Raw genomic sequence first — 21,773 nt, 5'->3', positions numbered from 1 at the left:
CTCAGAAACCGACCACGGCCTTGGCCGGTGTGGTTTCCAGGCCTTTCTGGCCATTCGGGCCGATCAGCTGGACGTTGATCTTCTGGGTTTGCGGGAAAGCCTTGAACAGCGGCGTCAGGTCGACTTGAGTGAGCTTGCCGGGCGTGGCGCAGGCCAGCTGGTAATGGGCGTGGATTTCGCTGTGGCCATGTTCATGCTCGTGATCGTGGCCATGCTCGTCGTCGCCATCGTCGTCCTTGGCCGAAGGTTGGTCGCCGAACAGCGGGCTTTCCAGCTCCTGGTTTTCCTCTTGGCAGCCTGCTGCAGCGGCCAGGCCGAACAACTTCAGGGGTTCTTCCAATTGCTTGCGGGCGGCAGCGACCTTGGCTTTGTCGGCATCGCTGGTGGCCGCGTGCTCGAAGCCCACCAGGTTCATCGCCGGGCTGTCCAGTTCCAGCTCCAGGGTATTGCCATCGAGCACCACGTTCAGGCGCGCGACGCCGTGCTCATGGGCACCCAGGGTGCCGTGATCGTGGTCATGGTCGTGATCACTGTGGGCCTGGGCAGCGGCCAGGGGCAACAGGGCGAAGGGCAGGGCGAGGAGCAGGCGGCGCATGGACGACTCCGAAGCGGGGATGGAAAGAATTCGCAATGTTATAACAACTTTTCCAAAGGGTGCCAGCCTGCCTGGTGTAGGTTTCATGTTCATGGGAGCATGGCGCATTGGCCCGGACTTTAGGAAACCATCGTGAGAATTCGCGGACAGATCGGCGCTTGGCCGGTAGACCTGACTATTGAATTGGCCCCTGAAGAGTGGGCGCAACTCGGTCGTAGGCTAGACAGCGTACCGGCTGAGGCGGTGGTGCCGACACCGGCTGCCAGTACCACGCCGCGCCAGGACGATGGCCAGTGGGCAGCGGCACGAGACGTGCTGCGCAAGGCGGGCCAGCTCAGTGGGCCGCAGTTGCTGGAGCAGTTGGAAGGGATTGCTGGAAACGTCGCGGCAGGCAAGCGACTGTTGGTGCGCTTGCGCCATAGCAGCGAGGTGAAGGTGCAAAGCGGGGCGGATGCCCCGGTGTATCACTGGGTAGGCGAGTGAGCCGAGGGCCGCGTTGCGGCCCCCAAAGGTCTTAGAACATCGCCGCCGACAGCTTGCGGCGGTACACGCTCACCAGCGGGTGGTCGCTGCCCAGCAGTTCGAATACCTGCAACAGGGCCTTCTGCGGCAGGCCATTCTCATAGCCGCGGTTACGCTGGAACAGCTTGAGCAGCCCATCCAGCGCCGGCTCGTACTGCTGGCGGGCCAGTTGCTGGATGCTCAGCTGGTAGGCGGCCTCGTCATCCTGCGGGTTCTGCGCCAGGCGGCTCTTCAGCTCGGCGGCATCCGGCAGGCTGGCGGCCTGGCGCAGGAAGGTCAGTTGCGCCTTGGCGCCGGCCAGGGCGGCCTTGTGCTCGTCGGTCTTGACCGCGTCCAGCACCACCTGCGCCTCATCCAGCTCGCCACGCTCAGCCAGGCAGCGCGCGTAGTAGATCAACGCCTCGGCATTGCTGTTGTCTTCGCCCAGCAATGCCTTGAGCACAGCCTCGGCCTCACTGAAGCGGCTTTCGGCGAACAGCACCTTGGCCTGTTCCAGGGGCGATGCGGTGGGGGCGGCAGGCATCTGTACATGGGGTTCGAGCATGGCGCGGATCGCCGACTCAGGCTGGGCGCCGGCAAAGCCATCGACCGGCTGGCCATCCTTGAACAGCACCACGGTCGGCAAGCTGCGGATGCCGAACTGGGCGACGATCTGCTGCTCCACGTCGCAGTTGATCTTGGCCAGCAGCAGCTCACCCTGGTAACCCTCGGCGATCTTCGCCAGCAGCGGCATCAGCGCCTTGCACGGCGCGCACCACTCGGCCCAGAAGTCGACCAGCACCGGCTTGTGGAAGGAGTTCTCGATCACCAGTTGCTGGAAGTTGGCGTCGGTGGCGTCGAAGATGAACGGCGTGGCTTGGCTCATGGTGACTCTCGCAAATCTTTGAATGACATCACTATAAAGGCTCGCGGCTGGCGTGGTACAGGCTGACCCGGCGGAATTCGTGCGGTTCGGCCAGGTCCGGCAGGGTCAGGGCCTCGAGTACGCCCAGGGGGCGGTACAGCGGGTGGTCGAAGTCGCGTACCCGCGAGTCGGCCACCAGTGCCTGGCGGCCACGGCTGAGGAACTGGTCGAGCAGCGGCAGGTTGGCGCGGTCGTAGAGCACATCGGCCACCAGCACCAGGTCGAAGCGGTCGGCCTCGGCGAAGAAGTCCTCGCTGTAGCCTAGCGTCACGCCGTTGAGCGCCGCGTTGGCGCGGCAGGCGTCGAGGGCCAGTGGGTCGAGGTCGCAGGCCACCACTTCCAGGGCCCCGGCATGGGCGGCGGCAATGCCGGCGATGCCGGAACCTGCGCCGAAGTCCAGCACACGCTTGCCGCGCACCCACTCGGGGTGCTCGGCCAGGAAACGTGCCATGGCCAGGCCGCTGGCCCAGCAGAAGCTCCAGTAGGGCGGGTCTTCGAGAATGCGCCGGGTTTCGTCGGGGCTGAAGGCGCGGTCCATGTTCTGCGCGTCCACCAGCCATAGCTTCAGCGCGCAGCCAGGCAGCTCGCTGGCCACCAGGCGCGCCTCGCCAATCAGCCCGCTCAGGGCCTGTTGCAGTTGCTGCGGCGCCATTCAGGGCGCCTTTTCGAAGCGCAACGGGCCGATGGCCTGGGTTTCGGCCTGGGCGACGAGCCGCGGCGGCAAGTGCAGGATCAGCTGCCCCGACTGGCTGGCGCGACCGCGCAGCTCAACGCGAGCCCCGGCAGGGAAGGCCTCGGGGTTGAAGCGCAGGTGGTAGGGCAGGGCCTGGCCGGTGCCGGTGAAGGTCTCGCTGGCCAGCAGGCGCTGGGGGCGGCCACGCTCGTCGATCACCAGCAGGGCCAGCTCGACCTTGGCGCCGGGTGGAACCTCCAGCAGGGTGCCAGTCAGTTCGCGCTGGTACGCCGGCAGTGGGCCGGGCGTTTCCGGCGGCTTGACCACGGCCTTGGCCGGTGCCGGCGGCGGGGCCTGCTCGGGCTTGGGTCGGTCGCTGCCACAGGCGGCCAGCAGGGCGGCCAGGCTCAGTACGACGAGCGCTCGATGATGCATGGGGTAATCCTTCACGGGCAGATTTCTCAGGATGGTAACCCCTTTGGCTTGTCTTGCCAGTGGGATGCGCTACCATGGCGATCCCTTTTTTTGTTGCCTGCCACCATGCACTGTCCCTTTTGCGGTGCCAACGACACCAAGGTCATCGACTCACGTCTGGTCGCCGAAGGCGAGCAGGTGCGTCGCCGTCGTGAATGCGTCGCCTGCGGCGAGCGTTTCACCACCTTCGAAACCGCCGAACTGGTGCTGCCACGCTTGATCAAGCAGGACGGCACCCGCCAGCCCTTCGATGAAGACAAGCTGCGTGCCGGCATGCAGCGCGCGCTGGAGAAACGCCCGGTGAGCGTCGAGCGCCTGGAAGCGGCGCTGGCGTACATCAAGCACAAGCTGCGTGCTACCGGCGAGCGTGAGGTCAAGTCGCTGGTGGTGGGCGAGCTGGTGATGGCCGAGCTGCGCAAGCTCGATGAAGTCGCCTACATTCGTTTCGCCTCGGTTTACCGGCGTTTCCAGGCGCTGGACGAGTTCCGCGAGGAAATCGACCGCCTGGCCCGCGAGCCGGCCAAAGAATGAGCCAGGCCGCCACCCTCGACGCCTATTACATGGCGCGCGCCCTGGAGCTGGCCCGCAAGGGCCTCTACAGCACCCACCCCAACCCCCGGGTAGGCTGCGTGATCGTGCGCGATGGCCAGGTGGTGGGCGAAGGCTGGCATGCGCGTGCCGGCGAGCCCCACGCCGAGGTGCATGCCCTGCGCCAGGCCGGCGAGCTGGCCCGAGGCGCCACGGCCTACGTGACCCTCGAACCGTGCAGCCACCATGGCCGCACGCCGCCGTGCGCCGAGGCGCTGGTCAAGGCCGGGGTGGCGCGGGTGGTCGCAGCCATGCAGGACCCGAACCCGCAAGTGGCCGGCAATGGCCTGCGGCGCCTGGCCGAGGCAGGCATCGAGGTTGCCAGCGGTGTGCTGGAAGCCGAAGCCCGTGCCCTCAACCCAGGCTTTCTCAAGCGCATGGAGCATGGCCTGCCCTATGTACGCGCCAAGCTGGCCATGAGCCTGGACGGGCGTACCGCCATGGCCAGCGGCGAGAGCCAATGGATCACCGGGCCCGCCGCGCGGGCTGCGGTCCAGCGCCTGCGGGCGCGCTCCAGCGTGGTGCTGACCAGCGCCCAGAGCGTGCTGGCCGACAACGCGCGCATGACCGTGCGCGGCGCCGAGCTGGGCCTGGATGACGCGCTCACTGCCCTGGCGCTGTCGCGCCCGCCACTGCGCGTGCTGGTCGACGGGCGCCTGCGCCTGCCGCTGGACGCTCCGTTCTTCCAGGCCGGCCCGGCGCTGGTAGTTACCGCTCAGGCACACGACCCGCGTTATACCGAGGCAGGCCACGAATTGCTGAGCCTGCCGGGCAACGACGGCCGGGTCGACCTGCCGGCACTGTTGCAGGCTCTGGCCGCGCGCGGGGTCAACGAAATATTGCTGGAGGCCGGCGCCGGCCTGGCCGGCGCCTTCGCCCAGTTGGGCCTGGTCGACGAATACCAGCTGTTCGTCGCCGGCACCTTCCTCGGCTCCCAGGCGCGGCCGCTGCTGGACTGGCCCCTGGCGAAGATGAGCGAGGCGCCGCGCTTGAAGATCACCGGCATGCGCGCGGTTGGCGATGACTGGCAAGTCACGGCCATCCCCTTGCCCGCGGTCGGCGTATAATGCCTGGCTGCCCCCGCGCAGCCCGTATTTGAGGAGCACCCCATGTTCACCGGCATCATCGAATCCATCGGCACCATCCGCAGCCTCACGCCCAAGGGCGGTGACGTGCGCGTCTACGTCGAGACCGGCAAGCTCGACCTGGGCGACGTCAAGCTCGGCGACAGCATCGCCGTCAACGGCGTCTGCCTGACTGCCGTGGAGCTGCCGGGCGACGGTTTCTGGGCCGACGTCAGCGTCGAAACGCTCAAGCGCACCGCCATGGTCGACCTCAAGAGCGGCAGCCGGGTCAACCTGGAAAAAGCCCTGACCCCCACCACCCGCCTGGGCGGCCACCTGGTCAGCGGCCACGTCGATGGCGTCGGCGAAATCGTCTCGCGCAGCGATAACGCCCGCGCCATCCAGTTCCGCGTGCGCGCACCGAAGGAGCTGGCCAAGTACATTGCCCACAAGGGCTCGATCACCGTCGATGGCACCAGCCTGACGGTCAACGAGGTCGATGGTGCCGAGTTCGAACTGACCATCGTCCCGCACACCCTGTCCGAAACCATCATGGCCGACTACCGCGCAGGGCGTCGGGTGAACCTTGAGGTCGACCTGCTGGCCCGTTACCTGGAGCGCCTGCTGCTGGGCGACAAGGCCGCGGAGTCGAGCAAAGGCAGTGGCATTACCGAAAGCTTCCTGGCCGCCAACGGCTTCTTGAAATCCTGATTGAGAAGGGGGTGCCGAGTGGCGCTCAACAGCATCGAAGAACTGGTCGAAGACATCCGCCAGGGCAAAATGGTCATCCTCATGGACGACGAAGACCGTGAGAACGAAGGCGACATCATCATGGCAGCCGAATGCTGCCTGCCCGAGCACATCAACTTCATGGCCAAGCACGCCCGCGGCCTGATCTGCATGCCGATGACCCGCGAGCGTTGCGAAACGCTGAAGCTGCCGCTGATGGCGCCGCGCAACGGCTCGGGCTTCGGCACCAAGTTCACTGTGTCGATCGAGGCCGCCGAAGGCGTTACCACCGGCATCTCCGCCGCCGACCGCGCTCGCACTGTGCAGGCTGCGGCCGCCAAGGACGCCAAGGCCGAGGATATCGTCAGCCCCGGTCATATCTTCCCGCTGATGGCCCAGCCCGGCGGCACCCTGGCCCGCGCCGGGCACACCGAGGCCGCCTGCGACCTGGCGCGCATGGCCGGTTTCGAGCCGAGCGGGGTGATCTGCGAGGTGATGAACGACGACGGCACCATGTCGCGCCGTGCCGAACTGGAAGTGTTCGCCGCCGAGCACAACCTGAAGATCGGCACCATCGCCGACCTGATCCACTACCGCATGATCCACGAGCGCACCGTGCAGCGCGTGTCCGAGCAGCCGCTGGACAGCGAGCTGGGCCAGTTCAACCTGGTCACCTTCCGCGACTCGGTGGAAGGCGACGTGCACATGGCCCTGACCCTGGGCAAGATCTGCGCCGAAGAGCCAACCCTGGTGCGGGTGCACAACATGGACCCGCTGCGCGACCTGCTGATGGTCAAGCAGCCGGGCCGCTGGAGCCTGCGCGCGGCGATGAGCGCCGTGGCCGAGGCTGGCAGCGGCGTGGTGCTGCTGCTGGGCCACCCGCTGGACGGCGACGTGTTGCTGGCGCATATCCGCGAAAGCGCGGGCGAGGTGCACACCAAGGCGCCATCCACCTACAGCACCGTCGGTGCCGGCTCGCAGATCCTGCGTGACCTGGGCGTGCGCAAGATGCGCCTGATGAGCTCGCCGATGAAGTTCAACGCGATATCCGGATTCGATCTGGAAGTTGTAGAATACGTGCCCTCCGAGTGACACAGGCGCTGCCCCAAGCCCTGGCGCTCGTGTCCAAACCCTCCTGTAGGCCGCCTAGCGCGGCCTCGCTCTTTAAGATGAGAACTCCGGAATGACCCTGAAGACCATCGAAGGTACCTTCATCGCCCCCAAAGGTCGCTATGCTTTGGTGGTTGGCCGCTTCAACAGCTTCGTCGTCGAAAGCCTGGTGAGCGGTGCCGTTGATGCCCTGGTACGCCACGGTGTCAGCGAAAGCGACATCACTATCATTCGTGCCCCGGGCGCCTTCGAGATCCCGCTGGTGGCACAGAAGGTCGCCCAGCAAGGTAACTACAGCGCGATCATCGCCCTGGGTGCGGTGATCCGTGGCGGTACCCCGCACTTCGAATACGTTGCGGGCGAGTGCACCAAGGGCCTGGCCCAGGTGTCCATGGAGTTCGGCGTTCCGGTCGCCTTCGGCGTACTGACTGTCGACTCGATCGAGCAAGCCATCGAGCGTTCCGGCACCAAGGCCGGTAACAAGGGCGCCGAAGCGGCCCTGTCCGCCCTGGAAATGGTCAGCCTGCTGGCGCAGTTGGAGGCCAAGTGATTAGCGACGACAGCGATCGTTTCAACCCGCGCGATCCACAACCGGCCGATGCCGGCAAGCCATCGAAGAGCGCCAAGCGTCGCGAAGCCCGCAAGCTCGCGACCCAGGCCCTGTACCAGTGGCACATGGCACAGCACTCGCTGAACGAGATCGAAGCGCAGTTCCGGGTCGATAACGATTTCTCCGATGTCGACGGCGCCTATTTCCGCGAAATCCTCCATGGGGTTCCGGCCATCAAGGGCGAGATCGACAGCGCCCTCAAGCCGTGCCTGGACCTAGCCCTCGACGAGCTCGACCCGGTCGAGCTGGCGGTGCTGCGCCTGTCCACCTGGGAGTTCATCAAGCGTGTTGACGTCCCGTACCGCGTGGTGATCAACGAAGGCGTGGAACTGGCCAAGGTGTTCGGCGCCACCGACGGGCACAAGTTCGTCAACGGAGTGCTGGACAAGCTCGCGCCGAACCTGCGTGAAGCGGAAGTCAAGGCGAACAAGCGCTGATTCCGGCGCTTCCCGGCCATGGGTGAGTTCGAGCTGATCCGCCATTACTTCGCCGCCGCGCCTTGTGCGCAGGGCGGCGAGGGCGTGGCGCTGGGTATCGGCGATGACTGTGCCCTGCTGGAGTTGCCAGCAGGCCAGCAACTGGCGATCTCCACCGATACCTTGGTGGCTGGCGTGCATTTCCCCGCAGTCTGCGAGCCGGCCTTGCTCGGCCAGCGCTCGCTGGCCGTGGCCGCCAGCGACCTGGCGGCGATGGGCGCAGAGCCAGTCGGCTTCACCCTGGCGCTGACCTTGCCCGAGGTCAGCGCCGCTTGGCTCAAGGCCTACGCCGAAGGCTTGGAACGCATGGCCAGCCAGTGCCGCCTCAGCCTGATCGGCGGCGACACCACCCGTGGCCCCCTGAGTATCACCGTCACCGTGTTCGGTCGTGTGCCGAGCGGTCAGGCCCTGCGCCGCAGCGGCGCTCGCCCGGGCGATGCGCTGTGCGTCGGTGGCTACCTGGGTGATGCCGCCGGTGCCCTGGCGTTGGTGCTGGGCGAGCGCCAGGCTCCTTCGGAACTGGCCGAGCCGCTGCTGGCCCACTACTGGTCGCCGCCTCCGCAGTTCGCCCTGGGCCTAGCCCTGCGCGGGCGCGCCACGGCGGCGCTGGATATCTCCGACGGCCTGCTGGCCGACTGCGGGCATATCGCCAAGGCCTCGGGCGTGGCGCTGGAGGTGAACCTGGCCCAGGTGCCGGTGTCTCCTGCCTTGCAGGCCTTCCTGGGACGGGACGCGGCGTTGCAGGCGGCCCTGAGCGGAGGCGATGACTACGTGCTGGCCTTCACCCTGGCACCCGAATACCTTTCATGCCTGGCGCAACTGCCCGGCGCGCAGGTCATTGGCCGTGTGCGCGAAGGGCAGGGCGTAACGCTGCTCGACGCCCAAGGCCAGGACATCACCCCGCAGCAGCGGGGCTATCAACATTTTAGGGAGACACCGTGACCGACCACCCCAACCAGGTGCCTGCGGAGTTCGTTCCGCCTTCGGTCTGGCGCAACCCCTGGCACTTCATCGCCTTCGGCTTCGGTTCCGGCACCCTGCCCAAGGCGCCGGGTACCTGGGGCTCGCTGGTGGCGCTGCCGTTCATCCCGCTGTGGCAGATGTTGCCGGACTGGGGCTACTGGCTGCTGCTGGGCATCACCATGCTGTTTGGCTTCTGGCTGTGCGGCAAGGTGGCGAACGACTTGCGCGTGCACGATCATGAAGGCATCGTCTGGGACGAAATGGTCGGGATGTGGATCACCCTGTGGCTGGTGCCGGAAGGCTGGCATTGGCTGCTGGCGGGGTTCCTGATGTTCCGCTTCTTCGACATCCTCAAGCCGTGGCCGATCCGCTGGATCGACCGTCATGTGCATGGCGGCGTGGGGATCATGCTCGACGATATCCTGGCCGGCGTGTTCGCCTGGCTGGGCATGCAGGTTCTGGTCTGGTTGTTCGTCTGATACAGGGAGTGTGTCGATGGCCATGAGGTCTGTGCTGCTCGCGTTGCTGCTGTTCTCGCCTTGGTTGAGCGCAGCCGAGGCCAATGGCGTACCGAAGCAGGTGCGCCTGGTCAGCGAACAGTGGTTGGATTACACCAACGACGATGGCACTGGCCTGGCCTGGGATGTGCTGCGCAAGGTATTCGAGCCTGCCGGGGTCAAGGTACTCACCCACAGCGCGCCCTACAGCCGCGCGGTGGGCTTGGTCAAGCGCGGCGAGGCCGATGCCTGGGTGGGCTCGTACAAGGATGAGAACGACGACAACCTCTACCCACGCTGGCATTTCGATATGGACCACATCTATGCCCTGGGCCTGGCCAGCAAACCGGCGCCTACCCAGGCGACACTGGGCACGTGGCGCCTGGCTTGGGTGCGTGGCTACGACTACCAGAACTACCTGCCCGGCATCCAGGGTAATTTCCGCGAAATCCAGCGCCGCGAAGGCATCCTGCCGATGCTCGAGTACGATCGGGTCGATTTCTACATCGACGCCCTCACCGAAATCGATTCCGTGCTGGAGCAGGCCCGCGAGCCTGGGCATTTTCGTCGCACCCACATCGCCGAGTTGCCGCTGTACCTGGCATTCACCGACAGCGAGCAGGGCCAAGCCCTGCGCGAGCTGTTCGATGCACGCATGGAGCAACTGGTGCGCAGCGGTGAGCTGAAGCCGATTTTCGAGCGCTGGAAGCAGCCGTACCCGTTTGCCGCCGATAGCCAGCCGCGTTGATCCAAACGCTTCGCAACACAGGCGCACAGCCTATGCATCGAACATTTCGATCTTAAGCCGCGATATTCAGCCTGCGCATGCCGGATGGGCTGCTGATACAATCGCGAAATATGAAATTTCCTACTTACTAGGAGCACAACGTGCCCGTCGTCTTTGTTGCCGCTTCGAAACTGCCAACGCCTTTCGCGACATTCACCATGCACGGCTTCCTCGACGAAGCCACTGGCCGTGAGCACGTGGTGCTCAGCCTGGGTGAGTTCGACGATGGCGCGCCAGTGCTCGGGCGTCTGCACTCCGAGTGCCTGACGGGCGATGCCTTGTTCAGCCAGCGTTGCGACTGTGGTTCGCAACTGGAAGCTGCTCTGCAGGCCATCGCCCGTGAAGGCCGCGGTGTGCTGCTGTACCTGCGTCAAGAGGGCCGGGGCATCGGCCTGCTGAACAAGATCCGCGCCTATGAGCTGCAAGATGGCGGCGCCGACACCGTCGAGGCCAACGAGCGCCTGGGCTTTGCCGCCGACCAGCGCGACTACGCCATGTGCCTGCCGATGCTCGAGCACCTGGGCGTGAAGTCGCTGCGCCTGATGACCAACAACCCACGCAAGGTCAAAGCCCTGACCAGCATGGGCATTGCCGTGGCCGAGCGCGTGCCGCTGCACACCGGGCATAACCCGCACAACCGCCTGTACCTGGCGACCAAGGCCGGCAAGCTCGGCCATATGATGGGCAACGAGCACCAGGGCGAGGTGCCACAGGCGTGACCCGCAGCCAGGTGAAGTGGCGGCTGACCCTGGCCTGGTGGCAGTACCTGGCGGTCGGCCTGTTGCCGCTGCTGGTGATGGCCTGGGCCTTTGGCGGTGGCGCGGCGCTGATGCCGGTGCTGGCCTTGCCGTTGTTCCTGGGCGGCGCGGCCACCATGTTCCTCAGCCTGCCGCGCTTCGGCGCCTACAAGCGGGCCTTGATCGCCACCTCCAAGGCGCTGGGCTCGGCCGACGAGCCCGCCGCCTGGATCGAACTGGCCCGGGTGCGGCGCATGGCCATGTTCTTCGCTTGCTTCCCAGCCTGGGTTGTCGCCTTGTCGGTACTGGTCGGCCTGGAGGCGGTGGCGCAGATTCTCCTGGCGCTTTCCACCCTGGTGCTGCTGTACCTCTACCGCATTCCGCGCCAGTTGGGCTGATGCGCGCCCTGCTGGCCGGCCTTTGCCTGTTCACCCTGAGTGCCTTGGGCGACGAAAAGCTGCGGGTGGTGAGCCTGGCGCCTTCGATGACCGAGATTGTGCTGGAGCTGGGCGCAGATGACCTGCTGGTGGGCCTGGTAGATAGCGGCGAACGGCCAGCCAAACTGGCCGATGTCCCTTCCGTGGGCCATTACGGGCAGTTGGAGATGGAGCGCCTGCTGGCCCTCAAGCCTGACCTGTTGCTGCTGTGGCCCGGCAGCGTGCCCCCGGCCCAGCGCGACCAGCTGCGCCGCCTGGGCATCGACACCTTCAGCAGCGAACCCCACGACCTGAACCAGTTGATCGAGCAGATCGAGGCCATCGCGGTGCGCCTGGGGCGTGCCGACCGCGGTCATGCCTATGCCGACGCGCTGCACCAGCGCCTGGCTGCACTGCGTGAACGCTATCGGCGCGAGACGCCGCTGCGGGTGTTCTACCAGGTATGGGACAAGCCGCTGTATACCCTTGGCGGCAAGCAGGTCGTCAGCGATGCCCTGGCCGTGTGTGGCGCGCGCAATATCTTCGACGACCTGCCCCAGCCCGCGCCGCAGGTCAGCGTCGAATCGGTGCTGGTGCGCGACCCCGAAGTGATCGTGGCGGGCGACCCGGCGCAGCTGGCGAGCTGGAAGGCCTGGCCGAATCTGAGCGCAGTGGCCGGCGAGCGCCTGCTGGTATTGCCTGACAACGGCCTGGAGCGCCCCAGCGGGCAGATGATCGACGCCACCGCCCAGCTGTGCGCCTTGCTTGACGCTACAGGGTCGGCGTCCAGGTAACGCTCAGCAGCCAGGTGCGGCCGGCTTCGCGGTAGCTGTAGTCGGTGCCGTCATAGTTGTACAGGGCGCGGCTGTAGGCTTTGTCCAGCAGGTTATCCAGCTTGGCTTCGAGCTTCACTTCGTCGCTTGCCATGAAGCTGCCGCGCAGGCCGAGCAGGGCATAGCCGCCTAGCTGATTGCGGTTGGCCTCGTCGTCATAGCTGCTGCTCACTGCCTGCCAACTGCCACCCACGCTGAAACGCTCGAACTGGCGGTCCAGGTCCAGGCTCAGGGTGCGCTTGGCGCGGCGAGCCAGGGTGTGGCCGCTGTCGCGGTCGCGTGGGTCGATCAGCGCCAGGCCCAGCTGGCTGCGCCAATCGCCCCAGTTCTGGTTCAAGGCCAGTTCGAAGCCGTTGATGCGCGCCGAGGCTACGTTTCGGGGGATGGAGCCCGCGCCGAAGATGATCGCGTCACGCAGGTCGGTGCGGTACAGCGAGGCTTCCAGGCGGCTGTCGGCGCTCAGCTGGCTGCGCCATTGCAGCTCGTAGCTCTTGGAGCGCTCGGGGTCCAGGTCGGGGTTGCTGAACTGTGGGTAGTACAGGTCGTTGAAGGTTGGTGCGCGGAAGCCTTCGCTGTAGGACAGCAGCAGGTCGTTTGCGGTGTTCATCGGCAAGGTCAGGCTGGCGCTCCAGGTGGTCTGGCCGCCGAATTGCTGGTTCTGGTCGCGGCGCACGCCCAGTTCGGTAGAGAAACGCTCGTCGCTGTAGCGGTGCTGGAGGAACGCTGCGCGGTTGTAGCGGCTGTCTTCGTCGAACGCGGTACTGCCGTGCACCCGGTCCTGGTACCAGTTGGCGCCCAGCAGCAGGGTGTTGCGCGCACCCAGGGCCAGGTCGTTCTGCCAGGTGACCTGGTCGCGGTAGGTGTTGAACACGCTGCCATCGTCGCTGAGCTTGTCGCGCTTCTTGTCGCGGTTTTCGCTGTGGCCCAGTTCCAGGCGTGAATGCCAGGCGTCGGTCAGCTGGGCATCCAGGTAGGTGCCGAGGCTGCTGACGGTGAAGTCGGTATAGGGTTTCTGGCCGAAGCTTTCGAAGCTGACCGGGTCGAAGCGGCCGAAGGGGTTGTCGTATTCGCTGCGGCCACGGCTGTCCAGCAGGTTCAGGCCGGCCTCGAAACGTTCGTCGAAGGTATGGCTCAGGCTCAGGTTGAACGACTTGTTGCGGTAGGCGTCATGGTCGCTGTCGCTGGCGAATGACATGCCGGTGGAGTCGATGCCGGCGGTTTCATCCAGGCTGGCGCCGAGGTTGAAGCGGGTGCTTTGGTCGCCACCCGACAGGCCCAGGCTGCGTTGGAAAGTACCCTCGCTGCCTGCCGCCAGGCGCAGCCTGGGTTGCAGGCCGGGGCCATCTGCGCGGCGAGTGAAGATCTGGATCACCCCGCCGATGGCATCGCTGCCGTACACCGCCGAGCGTGAGCCGCGCAGGACTTCCACGCGTTCGATCTGGTCGACATTCAGGAACTGCAAGCCGCTGTCGCCGGAGGTGGCGTTGGCGATACGCACGCCATCGACCAGCACCAGGCTCTGCGCGGCCTTTGTGCCGCGGATGAAGATGCCCGGCAGGCTGCCACGGCCACCGGTCGGCGCTACCTGCACGCCGGGCACGCGGCTAAGCAGGTCGGTGACGCTGGTGGGTTGCAGGCGGTCGATGTCATTGCGGGTGAACACAGTGTTGGCGGCGCTGGTGGTGGCGCGGGGCTCGACCTGGCGGTTGGCGGTCACCTGGGTGTCGGGGAGCTTCAGGGCATCGTCGCGGGTGGCGGCCAGCAGGGGGGCGGGGAGGCAGAGCAGGGTGACGAGGGTAGGCAGCTTCATTGGCTGTTCCATAGCAATCGCGGGACAAGCCCGCTCCCACAGGATCTGAACCGCTGTGAAGAGCGGTGCGGTACCTGTGGGAGCGAGTTTGCCCCGCGATGGGCCGCTTGGCGGCCCGGGTTGTTTACAGGCCCAGCTTGGCCATCCTGGCCTTCACCGAGCTTTCGATACCGGCAGCGTCCAGCCCGCATTCGGCGAGCATCTGCGCAGGCTTGGCGTGTTCCACGTAGATATCCGGCAGCCCCAGGTGCAGCAGCGGCATGACCACCGCCTCGCGCGCCAGGTACTCGCTCACTGCGGCACCGGCGCCACCCATGATGGCGTTCTCTTCGAGCGTCACCAGCAATTCATGGTTGGCAGCCAGTTCCAGCACCAGGGCTTCATCCAGCGGCTTGACGAAGCGCATGTCGACCACGGTGGCATCGAGCGTCTCGGCGACTTTCAGTGCTTCGGCCAGTTGCACGCCGAACACCAGCAAGGCGACCTTGCTGCCCTGGCGGCGAACCACGCCCTTGCCGATTTCCAGCGGCTCCAGGCTGCTGTCGATCGGCGCATTGGGGCCGGTGCCACGGGGGTAGCGCACCGCAGCAGGGCCTTTGTACAGGTGGCCGGTGCTGAGCATCTTGCGCAGTTCGTTTTCGTCGCTCGGGGTCATCACCAGCATGCCGGGGATGCAGCGCAGGTACGAGAGATCGAAGCTGCCCGCGTGGGTCGGGCCGTCCTCGCCGACCAGGCCGGCGCGGTCGATGGCGAACAGCACGTCGAGGTCCTGTACGGCCACGTCGTGAATCAGTTGGTCGTAGGCACGCTGCAGGAAGGTCGAGTAGATCGCCACCACCGGCTTGGTGCCTTCGCAGGCCATGCCGGCGGCGAAGGTGACCGCGTGTTGCTCGGCGATGGCCACATCGAAGTAGCGCTCAGGGTAGCGCTCGCTGAAGTCCACCAGGTCCGAGCCTTCCTTCATCGCCGGGGTGATGCCCACCAGGCGCTTGTCGGCGGCGGCCATGTCGCACAGCCATTGGCCGAACACCGCGGAGTACTTCGGCCCGCTGGCTTTCTTCGGCGCGGCGGGTTTGTCGGCGGGTTCGAGCTTGGTGATGGCGTGGTAGCCGATCGGGTCGACCTCGGCCGGGGCGAAGCCCTTGCCCTTCTTGGTCACCACGTGCAGGAATTGCGGGCCCTTGAGGTCACGCATGTTGCGCAAGGTGGCGATCAGGGTGGGCAGGTCGTGGCCGTCGATCGGGCCGATGTAGTTCCAGCCCAGCTCCTCGAACAGCGTGCCGGGCACCAGCATGCCCTTGGCGTATTCCTCGGTGCGACGGGCGATTTCCCAGGCACCGGGCAGGCGCGACAGTACCTTCTTGCTGCCCTCGCGCATGCTGGCGTAGGTGCGGCTGGAGAGGATCTTGGCCAGGTAGTTGGACAACCCGCCGACGTTGCGCGAAATCGACATGTCGTTGTCGTTGAGGATCACCAGCATGTCGGCGGCGACTTCCTGGGCGTGGTTCAACGCCTCGAAAGCCATGCCGGCGGTGAGCGCGCCGTCACCGATCACCGCGATCGACTTGCGCGCCTCGTTCTGCAGGCGGGCGGCGATGGCCATGCCCAGCGCAGCGCTGATCGAGGTACTGGAATGACCGACGCCAAAGGTGTCGTACTCGCTTTCGCTGCGTCGTGGGAAGGCGGCGATGCCGTCCTTCTGGCGCAGGCTGAGCATGCGCTGGCGCCGGCCGGTGAGGATCTTGTGCGGGTAGGCCTGGTGGCCGACGTCCCACACCAGACGGTCGTCCGGTGTGTCGAAGACGTAGTGCAGGGCGATGGTCAGCTCGATGACGCCCAGGCCTGCACCGAAATGCCCGCCTGTCTGGCCGACGGTATAGAGCAGCTCCTGGCGCAATTCGTCGGCCAGGGCTTCCAGGTCGGCTTCAGCCAGCCGGCGCAGGCCAGCGGGCGTGTCGGCGCGGTCCAGCAGCGGCGTGACCGGGCGTTCGCGGGGGATCTCTTGAAACGTCGTGGGCATCAGGCGAGTCGTTATAGGTTTGAAGACGCGGCAGTTTACCCCATTGTAGGAAAAGCTGCCCATTCAGACGGGAGTGGTTTACCCCAGTGGGCGTAACGGCCTTGGTCGATTTTAGTGGCGGCGTTCGACGATGTAGCGCGCCAGCGCCCGCAGGGGCTCGGCGTTGTCGCCAAAGGCCTGCAGTGCGCCCAGCGCCTGGTCGCGCAGCTCGATGGCATAGGCCTTGGCAGCGTCCAGGCCGAGCAACGCCGGGTAGGTCGGTTTGTCACGGGCGATGTCGGCGCCTTGGCGCTTGCCCAGGGTGGCGGTATCGCTTTCCACGTCGAGGATGTCGTCCTGCACCTGGAAGGCCAGGCCGATGGCCCGGGCATAGGTGGCCAGTGCGTCCAGCTGCGCGGGTTCGGCGCGGCCACTGGCCAGGGCGCCAAGCTGCACGCTGGCCTCGATCAGTGCGCCGGTCTTGTGCCGGTGCATGTACTCCAGGGCCTTCTGGTCGAGCTTCACGCCCACCGAGCCCAGGTCGATGGCCTGGCCACCGACCATGCCGGCGGGGCCGGCGGCCTTGGCCAGGGCCTGCACCATGGCCAGGCGGATGGTGTCGGGCAATGGGCTCAGGCCCGCGTCGAGCAAGGCGCTGAAGGCCAGGCTTTGCAGGCCGTCGCCGGCCAGGATCGCGCAGGCTTCGTCGAAGGCCTTGTGGGTGGTTGGCAGGCCGCGGCGCAGGTCGTCGTCGTCCATGGCCGGCAGGTCGTCGTGCACCAGCGAATAGGCGTGGATCAACTCCACTGCGCAGGCGGCGCCGTTGGCCTGCTCCGGTGCTGCGCCCAAGGCTTCGCAGGCCGCGTAGGCGAGCAGCGGGCGCACGCGCTTGCCGCCGTTCATCACGCTGTAGCGCATGGCGGCGTAGAGCCGCGCGAGTTCTTCGGACGGGGCTTTGAACAGCGGTTCGAGCGCGGCATCGACACGGGCCTGGCAGGTTGCCTGGTAGCTGGCGATCATGCCTGTGGCTCCGCGTCGAACGGCTGGGCAGCCTGTTCGCCGTCACGCTCCAGCAGAATCTGCACCTTCTGCTCGGCCTGGGCCAGGGCGCCCTGGCATTCGCGGGTCAGGGCGATGCCCTGCTCGAACGCGGCCAGCGAGTCTTCCAGCGACAATTCGCCGTTCTCCAGGCGTTCGACCAGTGCTTGCAGGTCGGCGAGGGATTGTTCGAAATCGATGGAGGTTTTCTTGCGGGCCATGGCGACTGTCTCGGTGGCGTTTTTAACGGCGCGACACTAGCAGAGCAGGGCGGGGGGAGCAAATAAAGGGGCCGCGCTGCGACCCCTCGGTGCATCAGGCGGTGGCCGCTTCGCGCACCTGCAAGGTGGCGCGGTAGCGTGCCAGTTCCTCGATGGTCAGTATTGGCAGGTTGTATTGCCGTGCGTACACTGCCACCTGCTCGCCACGGGCCATGCTGCCGTCGGGGTTCATCAGCTCGCACAGCACCGCCGCCGGCCGCAGCCCAGCCAGGCGCGCCAGGTCCACCGAGCCTTCGGTATGTCCGCGGCGGGCCAGCACGCCGCCGTTGCGTGCACGCAGCGGGAACACGTGGCCGGGGCTTACGATATGCCGCTGTTGCGCCGTGGAGCGCAGCGCGGCCTGGATGGTGGTGATGCGGTCCTGGGCCGAAACACCGGTGCTGACCCCTTCGGCCGCCTCGATGCTGACGGTGAAGCCGGTGCCATGGCGGGCCTGGTTGTGCTGCACCATCGGCGCCAGTTGCAAGGCGTCGACGGTGTCTTCGTCCAGGCACAGGCAGACGATGCCGCTACAGTCGCGGATCATCATGGCCATGGTGTGCAGTGAGAGGTTTTCGGCGGCGGCGACGATATCGGCTTCGTCCTCGCGGTCGTCGTCGTCGAGCAGCAGTACCGGACGCCCGGCCTGGAAGGCGGCGATGGCAGCGGCGACATTGGGGAATGGCGTGGTGGACATGAAACGCTCCTCGTGAATGATCGATGAACGTCTCGGGGCGAACAAAATGCGCGCGCAGGGGCGCCCGATGGCCCCTGCATTACGCCTTCTTTCATCCGGACTATGACCGTCGGCCCTGGAATCTCACCAGGTCTGCTGACCCCCAACAAGGTTGGGGCGCTCGCGGGCTCATCTTTCGATTTACCGCCGGTGGGGACTTTCACCCCGCCCTGAAGACCGGGCAAGCATACCCCAGCAGGCCACCTCCCAGGCAAGCGGACGGTCTACGACCTTCGGCGGTATTGCCCAGTTGTTTGCCCGGCAGGTGGCTCAGCGACGGTAGCCGTTCAACCACAGCAGCGCTGCCGCCGCCCGCTCCTGGTCGGCCATGGCGAGTGCCTCGCGGTACAGGGCCTGGCGTACCGCGCACAAGGTCTGGCGATCACGCTGGCGCAGATGCTCATAAGCGTGCGGCAGCCGCTGCTCGACTTGCTTGAACAGCCCATCAAGGTCGGCGCGCAGGGTGCGGGGCGCAGGCGGGTCATCCGCGCGTAGCGGCAGGCTGGCTTCGAGCACGTGTGCCTGGGCCGCTCGCCGGTCGGCCGCGACCGGCGCTGGCACGCGCTCGCGTGTGTCCTGGCCAGTGATGTAGGCCCAGCAGGCATCCCCGCCAACCTGCTCCAGTGCATCGAGGTAGCCGAGTTCGCTTCGCCAGAAGTCCATGGCCACCGCTCCCGGGGCTTGGCGCATGGCGCGGGTGACCAGGTTGTCCTGGCGTCGCATGTTGCGGGTATTGAAGTCGCTGAAGCGCTTGGCCTGGCCCAGCGCCTCGGAAATCTCGCGTTTCAACGCTGCGAATGCCTCGGGGGTCTTTTGCTCCATCACGCGATAGGCCAGGAAACCGCGCAGGTAGGCGTCGAACTGTTCAGGCTCGCGCAGCGCCGCCAGGCGGCGGTCGGTGAAGTCGGCCGGGTCGGCAAGGCCGGTGATGATGCGCTCGCGGCGCAAGGTGTCGATGTCCGGGAACCACATCGACGCAGGCGGGGTATCGAGCACCCGTGTGATGAAGTCGTTACTCAGGCCATTGCCCTGCATCGTCTCGCGGTAGTACTCCATGAGCACCTGCGGCTGGGCGCCGGTGCCATACAGCGCGCCCGAGTGGTAGCCCAGGCGTCCATCGGGGCCTAGCCAGCGCGCCTTGCCTGCCTGGAATAGCAGCGTGCAGGCACTCAGGCATTCGCCGTCGGTGTAGGTGGCCAGCCCTTTTTGCTGGATCAACTTGGCGATGCGCTGTGCTTCGAGCAGCAGGCCACCGTCACTGTCGAGTTGTACCTGGGTCACCGCAGGGTGCGCGTCCAACAGCTTTTGCACCGCGTCAGCGCTGCCCAACGACAAACCGCCGGCGATACCGAGTTCATTCGGCGCCAGCAGGGCGATGCGGTGCGAGGGAATCTGCTGGGGTGCATGCCATACCTGCCAAACGGACTTGAGCAGCGTATAGCCATCCTCTTCGATCAGCAGATAAAGGCTGTAGGAGGCATTGAGCAGCGTCAGCCCACACACGATGTGCCCCCATGGCATACGCCCCGGCGCTCGATAGCGTCGCGCCGAGCGCCAGACACCCACACACTGCCAGGTCGTCATCACCACCATGCCAACCAGCAGTACGGCACTGACTGCCAGCAGCGTGGTTGCACTGGGCAGGTAGGCGAGCACCAATGCCTCTGTTCCGAGCGTCGGTAGCCATAGCAGGCTCAGCAATATGCAGTTGACCCAGAACGCGCGGGCCAGCGAAAGCTCGCCGCGCCAGTGCCGCATGAAGTAAGACGCACGCGGCTGGGCAGCAGGCGTGTCGAGGGTACGGTCCATGTCGCTACAACATCCTTCGATAGGGTGATGGCAAATTGCTGCGCACCCTAGCGGAGGTGGGAGGTTCCGGCAAGCCTCGTGCGGGTGGTTCGGGTGCGGCCCTGAACAACGGGCTCCAGCCGGTCAGGCCTTTGTGTGGAACGCGAAGGCAGCCAGGTCGCTGGGCACGCGCCCCGTCCAGCGCTTGAACGAGCGACGGAAATTGGTGGTGTCGTTGAAGCCTAGCTGCTGCGCCACTTCATCGTTGTTGTAGCCCTTGACCTGATAGAGGTACAGCGCCAGTTCGCGGCGTGCCAGATCGAGCTGTTCCTGGAAATTGGTGCCGTGCTTGCTCAGCTTGCGCTTGAGCGTGGCAGGGCTGGTGCCGAAGGCGTTGGCGACGCGCTCCAGGCTCAGCGGCTGACGGATATGCGCGCTGAGATGCGCTTGCAGCTCATCGAGCAGGCTGCCCTGCCAACCCCAGGCCTGCAGCTGTTCGTTGCAGGCCTGGCGGGCCACCCGTGCGCCGGTCGTGCCACCGCTCGCCCAGGGGCGCAGCACATATTCACGGGGCAGGCTCATGACCGTAGAGGGCTGATCGAAGCTCAGCACGTCGCCCAGGTGCACCCAGTATTGCTCGACGTACTCAGGTTCGGCGTAGGCGAACTGGAAGCGCCACGGCAGGCGCTCGTTCTGCTGGCGGCGAGCCAGGGCGACCACGGCGGTCATGCTGGCTTCGAGCAGGAACTGCAAGCGTTCGGCGCCGCCGCAACTGTCGCGCCAATACAGGTGCAGGTAGCGGTCGTCCAGGTGCAGCACGGGCGTGAGCAACGGCGATAACAGGGCGCGGTAAGTGGCGAGATCCTCCAGGGCCTGCAGCAGGTGGTCGGCTTTTTCCAGCAGGTGGCTGGCGGCGCCGTAGTGCCCCGGCCACAGGCGTTGGCCGAACAGGAAACTGGTGTCCGGTGCATCCATCAGCCGCTGGGCGTTGCCGATCAGGCGAAGGAACTGGTTGGGGCTGATGCGCGCCTGGCCGGTGACGATGTCGTCGTAGAACAGTTCGCAGCCGCGCAGTTGATGATGGGTGTCGATGCCCCGCGAGCGCGCCAGGTCGATCAGCTCGGCGGGCAAGTGGTGAGCGGGGATGAAGCGGTGGTCGCATTCATAGCCCATGGCGGTCACGCACTACGCGCCAGGCGCGGTTTGGCAGCGGCCAGCGCCTGGTTGAGGCGCTTGAGCAACTGCGCTTCGTCATCGTCCAGGGCCATCACGGCCACGGCGGTGGCGCGCAGGTGCAGGCGCTCGCCGTGGCGCTGGCTGCGATGGGCCAGGGTGGCAATGCTCTGGCGCAACTCGCCGGCCATGCTTTGTGCCTGTTGCTCGCCGGTATTGGGCAGCACGGCGACGAAACGGTCGCCGGCCAGGCGGCAGAGCATGTCCTGTTGGCGCAGGTTGAGCAGCAGCAGTTGGGCGACGGCCTGCAACACCTGGTCGCCCTCTTCCTGGCCGTAGCGTTGGTTGATCAGGCTGAATTCGTCCAGGTCCAAGGCCACCAGCGACAGCGGCTGCTGCTCGGCCTGGGCCTGCACCAGGGCCTGCTGCAGGTGCTGGCGCAGGTATTGCGCGCCAGACAGCGGGGTTAGCTTGTCGAACAGGCGGTGGTCGCGCAGCAGTTGCTCGCGCTTGCGCATCTGCTCACTGATGGCCCGTTGTTCCTGTTGCAGGTGGTACATGCCCAAGGTCAGCAGCAGCATGCCCACCGGCATGGGGGCGGTTTCCAGCCAGTTGTCCCAGATTGCCTCGGCGGGCAAGCGGATGAACTCATCGAGGACATCCATCCACATCGAGAAGGCGGTAAAGCAAAGGCCCAGCGACAGCAGGCGGGTGACGCGCCCGGCCGGGCGGCCACGCAGCAGCATCACCAGCCAGCCGCAGAGGATCAGGCAGGTGCCGCCCTCGCCGACCACGTCCATCCAGTTGATCTCGTCCCAGCGTTTGATGTTGCCGGCAGCCAGGTAGATCAACAGCCCGGCGTTGGCGGCCAGCAGCAGGCCGGCCAGCGTCATGCCGTGCAGTTTGAGCAACGACTTCATGGGGTTCTCCTCGCAGGGGAGCCTGCGCGCGCTGGCAAGCTTGCCGGGGCAATGTCTCAGAACGATGACCG

Annotated in this window: 25 protein-coding genes and 1 riboswitch; of the genes, 13 read left to right on the top strand and 12 right to left on the bottom strand. The window is 66.2% G+C overall.

Annotation, left to right across the window (positions count from 1 at the left end; translation table 11 throughout):
* Position 1: 1 nt before the first annotated feature.
* Complete coding sequence (locus ACQKPE_RS07895) at positions 2-595, bottom strand: DUF2796 domain-containing protein (RefSeq protein WP_427664701.1); 594 nt, start codon at positions 593-595, stop codon at positions 2-4.
* A gap of 132 nt (positions 596-727) precedes the next feature.
* Between ACQKPE_RS07895 and ACQKPE_RS07890 the strand changes: the two genes are divergently transcribed.
* The gene (locus ACQKPE_RS07890) at positions 728-1,078 is read left to right on the top strand and encodes a hypothetical protein (RefSeq protein ID WP_427664699.1); all 351 of its coding nucleotides are present in this window, start codon (positions 728-730) and stop codon (positions 1,076-1,078) included.
* 31 nt (positions 1,079-1,109) lie between these two features.
* On the opposite strand, the gene trxA is transcribed toward ACQKPE_RS07890, so the two are convergent.
* From trxA to ACQKPE_RS07875, 3 genes are read right to left on the bottom strand one after another with little or no spacing between them, the layout of a single operon-like run.
* Entirely contained in the window at positions 1,110-1,982 is an 873-nt protein-coding gene (gene trxA, locus ACQKPE_RS07885; protein WP_427664697.1) for a thioredoxin, read from the bottom strand.
* Between the two features lie 31 nt (positions 1,983-2,013).
* On the bottom strand, positions 2,014-2,673 hold the full coding sequence (locus tag ACQKPE_RS07880; RefSeq protein ID WP_427664695.1) for a class I SAM-dependent methyltransferase: 660 nt from the start codon (positions 2,671-2,673) through the stop codon (positions 2,014-2,016).
* Entirely contained in the window at positions 2,674-3,129 is a 456-nt protein-coding gene (locus ACQKPE_RS07875) for a YbaY family lipoprotein (RefSeq protein ID WP_427664693.1), read from the bottom strand. It lies immediately after the preceding gene.
* A gap of 105 nt (positions 3,130-3,234) precedes the next feature.
* Between ACQKPE_RS07875 and nrdR the strand changes: the two genes are divergently transcribed.
* The 12 genes from nrdR (at position 3,235) to ACQKPE_RS07815 (ending at position 11,939) form a co-directional block, all read left to right on the top strand.
* Complete coding sequence (gene nrdR / locus ACQKPE_RS07870) at positions 3,235-3,699, top strand: transcriptional regulator NrdR (protein WP_375099178.1); 465 nt, start codon at positions 3,235-3,237, stop codon at positions 3,697-3,699.
* The gene (ribD, locus tag ACQKPE_RS07865) at positions 3,696-4,823 is read left to right on the top strand and encodes a bifunctional diaminohydroxyphosphoribosylaminopyrimidine deaminase/5-amino-6-(5-phosphoribosylamino)uracil reductase RibD (RefSeq protein WP_427664691.1); all 1,128 of its coding nucleotides are present in this window, start codon (positions 3,696-3,698) and stop codon (positions 4,821-4,823) included. Before nrdR ends, ribD begins: the two co-directional genes overlap by 4 nt.
* A 42-nt stretch (positions 4,824-4,865) precedes the next feature.
* Positions 4,866-5,531 (top strand): riboflavin synthase, encoded by a 666-nt coding sequence (locus ACQKPE_RS07860; RefSeq protein WP_427664689.1) that lies wholly within the window; start codon positions 4,866-4,868, stop codon positions 5,529-5,531.
* An 18-nt stretch (positions 5,532-5,549) separates the two neighbouring features.
* Entirely contained in the window at positions 5,550-6,641 is a 1,092-nt protein-coding gene (ribBA, locus tag ACQKPE_RS07855) for a bifunctional 3,4-dihydroxy-2-butanone-4-phosphate synthase/GTP cyclohydrolase II (protein ID WP_427664687.1), read from the top strand.
* A 91-nt stretch (positions 6,642-6,732) separates the two neighbouring features.
* On the top strand, positions 6,733-7,209 hold the full coding sequence (ribH, locus tag ACQKPE_RS07850; protein WP_427664686.1) for a 6,7-dimethyl-8-ribityllumazine synthase: 477 nt from the start codon (positions 6,733-6,735) through the stop codon (positions 7,207-7,209).
* Positions 7,206-7,706, top strand: a complete 501-nt coding sequence (nusB, locus tag ACQKPE_RS07845; RefSeq protein ID WP_427664685.1) for a transcription antitermination factor NusB — start codon at positions 7,206-7,208, stop codon at positions 7,704-7,706. The genes ribH and nusB overlap by 4 nt, the downstream gene beginning before the upstream one ends.
* A gap of 18 nt (positions 7,707-7,724) precedes the next feature.
* A complete protein-coding gene (gene thiL, locus ACQKPE_RS07840; RefSeq protein WP_427664683.1) occupies positions 7,725-8,687 on the top strand; it encodes a thiamine-phosphate kinase in 963 nt (320 codons plus the stop codon).
* Complete coding sequence (locus ACQKPE_RS07835) at positions 8,684-9,187, top strand: phosphatidylglycerophosphatase A family protein (RefSeq protein WP_427664682.1); 504 nt, start codon at positions 8,684-8,686, stop codon at positions 9,185-9,187. The genes thiL and ACQKPE_RS07835 overlap by 4 nt, the downstream gene beginning before the upstream one ends.
* Before the next feature lie 16 nt (positions 9,188-9,203).
* Positions 9,204-9,953 carry a substrate-binding periplasmic protein gene (locus ACQKPE_RS07830; RefSeq protein ID WP_427664680.1) on the top strand — a complete coding sequence of 250 codons (750 nt, stop codon included), beginning with the start codon at positions 9,204-9,206 and terminating at the stop codon, positions 9,951-9,953.
* 140 nt (positions 9,954-10,093) lie between these two features.
* A complete protein-coding gene (gene ribA / locus ACQKPE_RS07825; RefSeq protein WP_375099186.1) occupies positions 10,094-10,711 on the top strand; it encodes a GTP cyclohydrolase II in 618 nt (205 codons plus the stop codon).
* Positions 10,708-11,127: an MFS transporter gene (locus tag ACQKPE_RS07820; protein ID WP_427664678.1), complete on the top strand. Its 420-nt coding sequence runs from the start codon at positions 10,708-10,710 to the stop codon at positions 11,125-11,127. The genes ribA and ACQKPE_RS07820 overlap by 4 nt, the downstream gene beginning before the upstream one ends.
* Positions 11,127-11,939 carry a cobalamin-binding protein gene (locus tag ACQKPE_RS07815; protein ID WP_427664677.1) on the top strand — a complete coding sequence of 271 codons (813 nt, stop codon included), beginning with the start codon at positions 11,127-11,129 and terminating at the stop codon, positions 11,937-11,939. The genes ACQKPE_RS07820 and ACQKPE_RS07815 overlap by 1 nt, the downstream gene beginning before the upstream one ends.
* Here the strand turns inward: ACQKPE_RS07815 and ACQKPE_RS07810 are convergent.
* From ACQKPE_RS07810 to ACQKPE_RS07775, 8 genes are all read right to left on the bottom strand, one after another.
* A complete protein-coding gene (locus ACQKPE_RS07810) occupies positions 11,917-13,788 on the bottom strand; it encodes a TonB-dependent receptor domain-containing protein (protein WP_427664675.1) in 1,872 nt (623 codons plus the stop codon). The two genes, ACQKPE_RS07815 and ACQKPE_RS07810, sit on opposite strands and share 23 nt — an antisense overlap.
* 124 nt (positions 13,789-13,912) lie before the next feature.
* Entirely contained in the window at positions 13,913-15,808 is a 1,896-nt protein-coding gene (dxs, locus tag ACQKPE_RS07805; protein WP_427664673.1) for a 1-deoxy-D-xylulose-5-phosphate synthase, read from the bottom strand.
* 111 nt (positions 15,809-15,919) lie between these two features.
* Positions 15,920-16,807 carry a (2E,6E)-farnesyl diphosphate synthase gene (gene ispA / locus ACQKPE_RS07800; protein ID WP_427664672.1) on the bottom strand — a complete coding sequence of 296 codons (888 nt, stop codon included), beginning with the start codon at positions 16,805-16,807 and terminating at the stop codon, positions 15,920-15,922.
* Positions 16,804-17,046, bottom strand: a complete 243-nt coding sequence (locus tag ACQKPE_RS07795) for an exodeoxyribonuclease VII small subunit (RefSeq protein ID WP_427664670.1) — start codon at positions 17,044-17,046, stop codon at positions 16,804-16,806. The genes ispA and ACQKPE_RS07795 overlap by 4 nt, the downstream gene beginning before the upstream one ends.
* A 94-nt stretch (positions 17,047-17,140) precedes the next feature.
* Positions 17,141-17,782, bottom strand: coding sequence for a 3,4-dihydroxy-2-butanone-4-phosphate synthase (gene ribB / locus ACQKPE_RS07790; RefSeq protein ID WP_427664669.1), 642 nt, complete (start codon positions 17,780-17,782; stop codon positions 17,141-17,143).
* Between the two features lie 79 nt (positions 17,783-17,861).
* Positions 17,862-18,003, bottom strand: a riboswitch (FMN riboswitch).
* 88 nt (positions 18,004-18,091) lie between these two features.
* Positions 18,092-19,630, bottom strand: a complete 1,539-nt coding sequence (locus tag ACQKPE_RS07785; RefSeq protein ID WP_427664667.1) for a hypothetical protein — start codon at positions 19,628-19,630, stop codon at positions 18,092-18,094.
* A gap of 123 nt (positions 19,631-19,753) precedes the next feature.
* On the bottom strand, positions 19,754-20,782 hold the full coding sequence (locus ACQKPE_RS07780; protein ID WP_427664750.1) for an AraC family transcriptional regulator ligand-binding domain-containing protein: 1,029 nt from the start codon (positions 20,780-20,782) through the stop codon (positions 19,754-19,756).
* 5 nt (positions 20,783-20,787) lie between these two features.
* Positions 20,788-21,702 carry a GGDEF domain-containing protein gene (locus ACQKPE_RS07775; protein ID WP_427664665.1) on the bottom strand — a complete coding sequence of 305 codons (915 nt, stop codon included), beginning with the start codon at positions 21,700-21,702 and terminating at the stop codon, positions 20,788-20,790.
* Positions 21,703-21,773: the final 71 nt, after the last annotated feature.

The organism is Pseudomonas sp. NPDC089554, assembly GCF_050280645.1.
Lineage (GTDB): Bacteria > Pseudomonadota > Gammaproteobacteria > Pseudomonadales > Pseudomonadaceae > Aquipseudomonas.
This window is presented reverse-complemented; position numbering and strand designations above follow the sequence as displayed.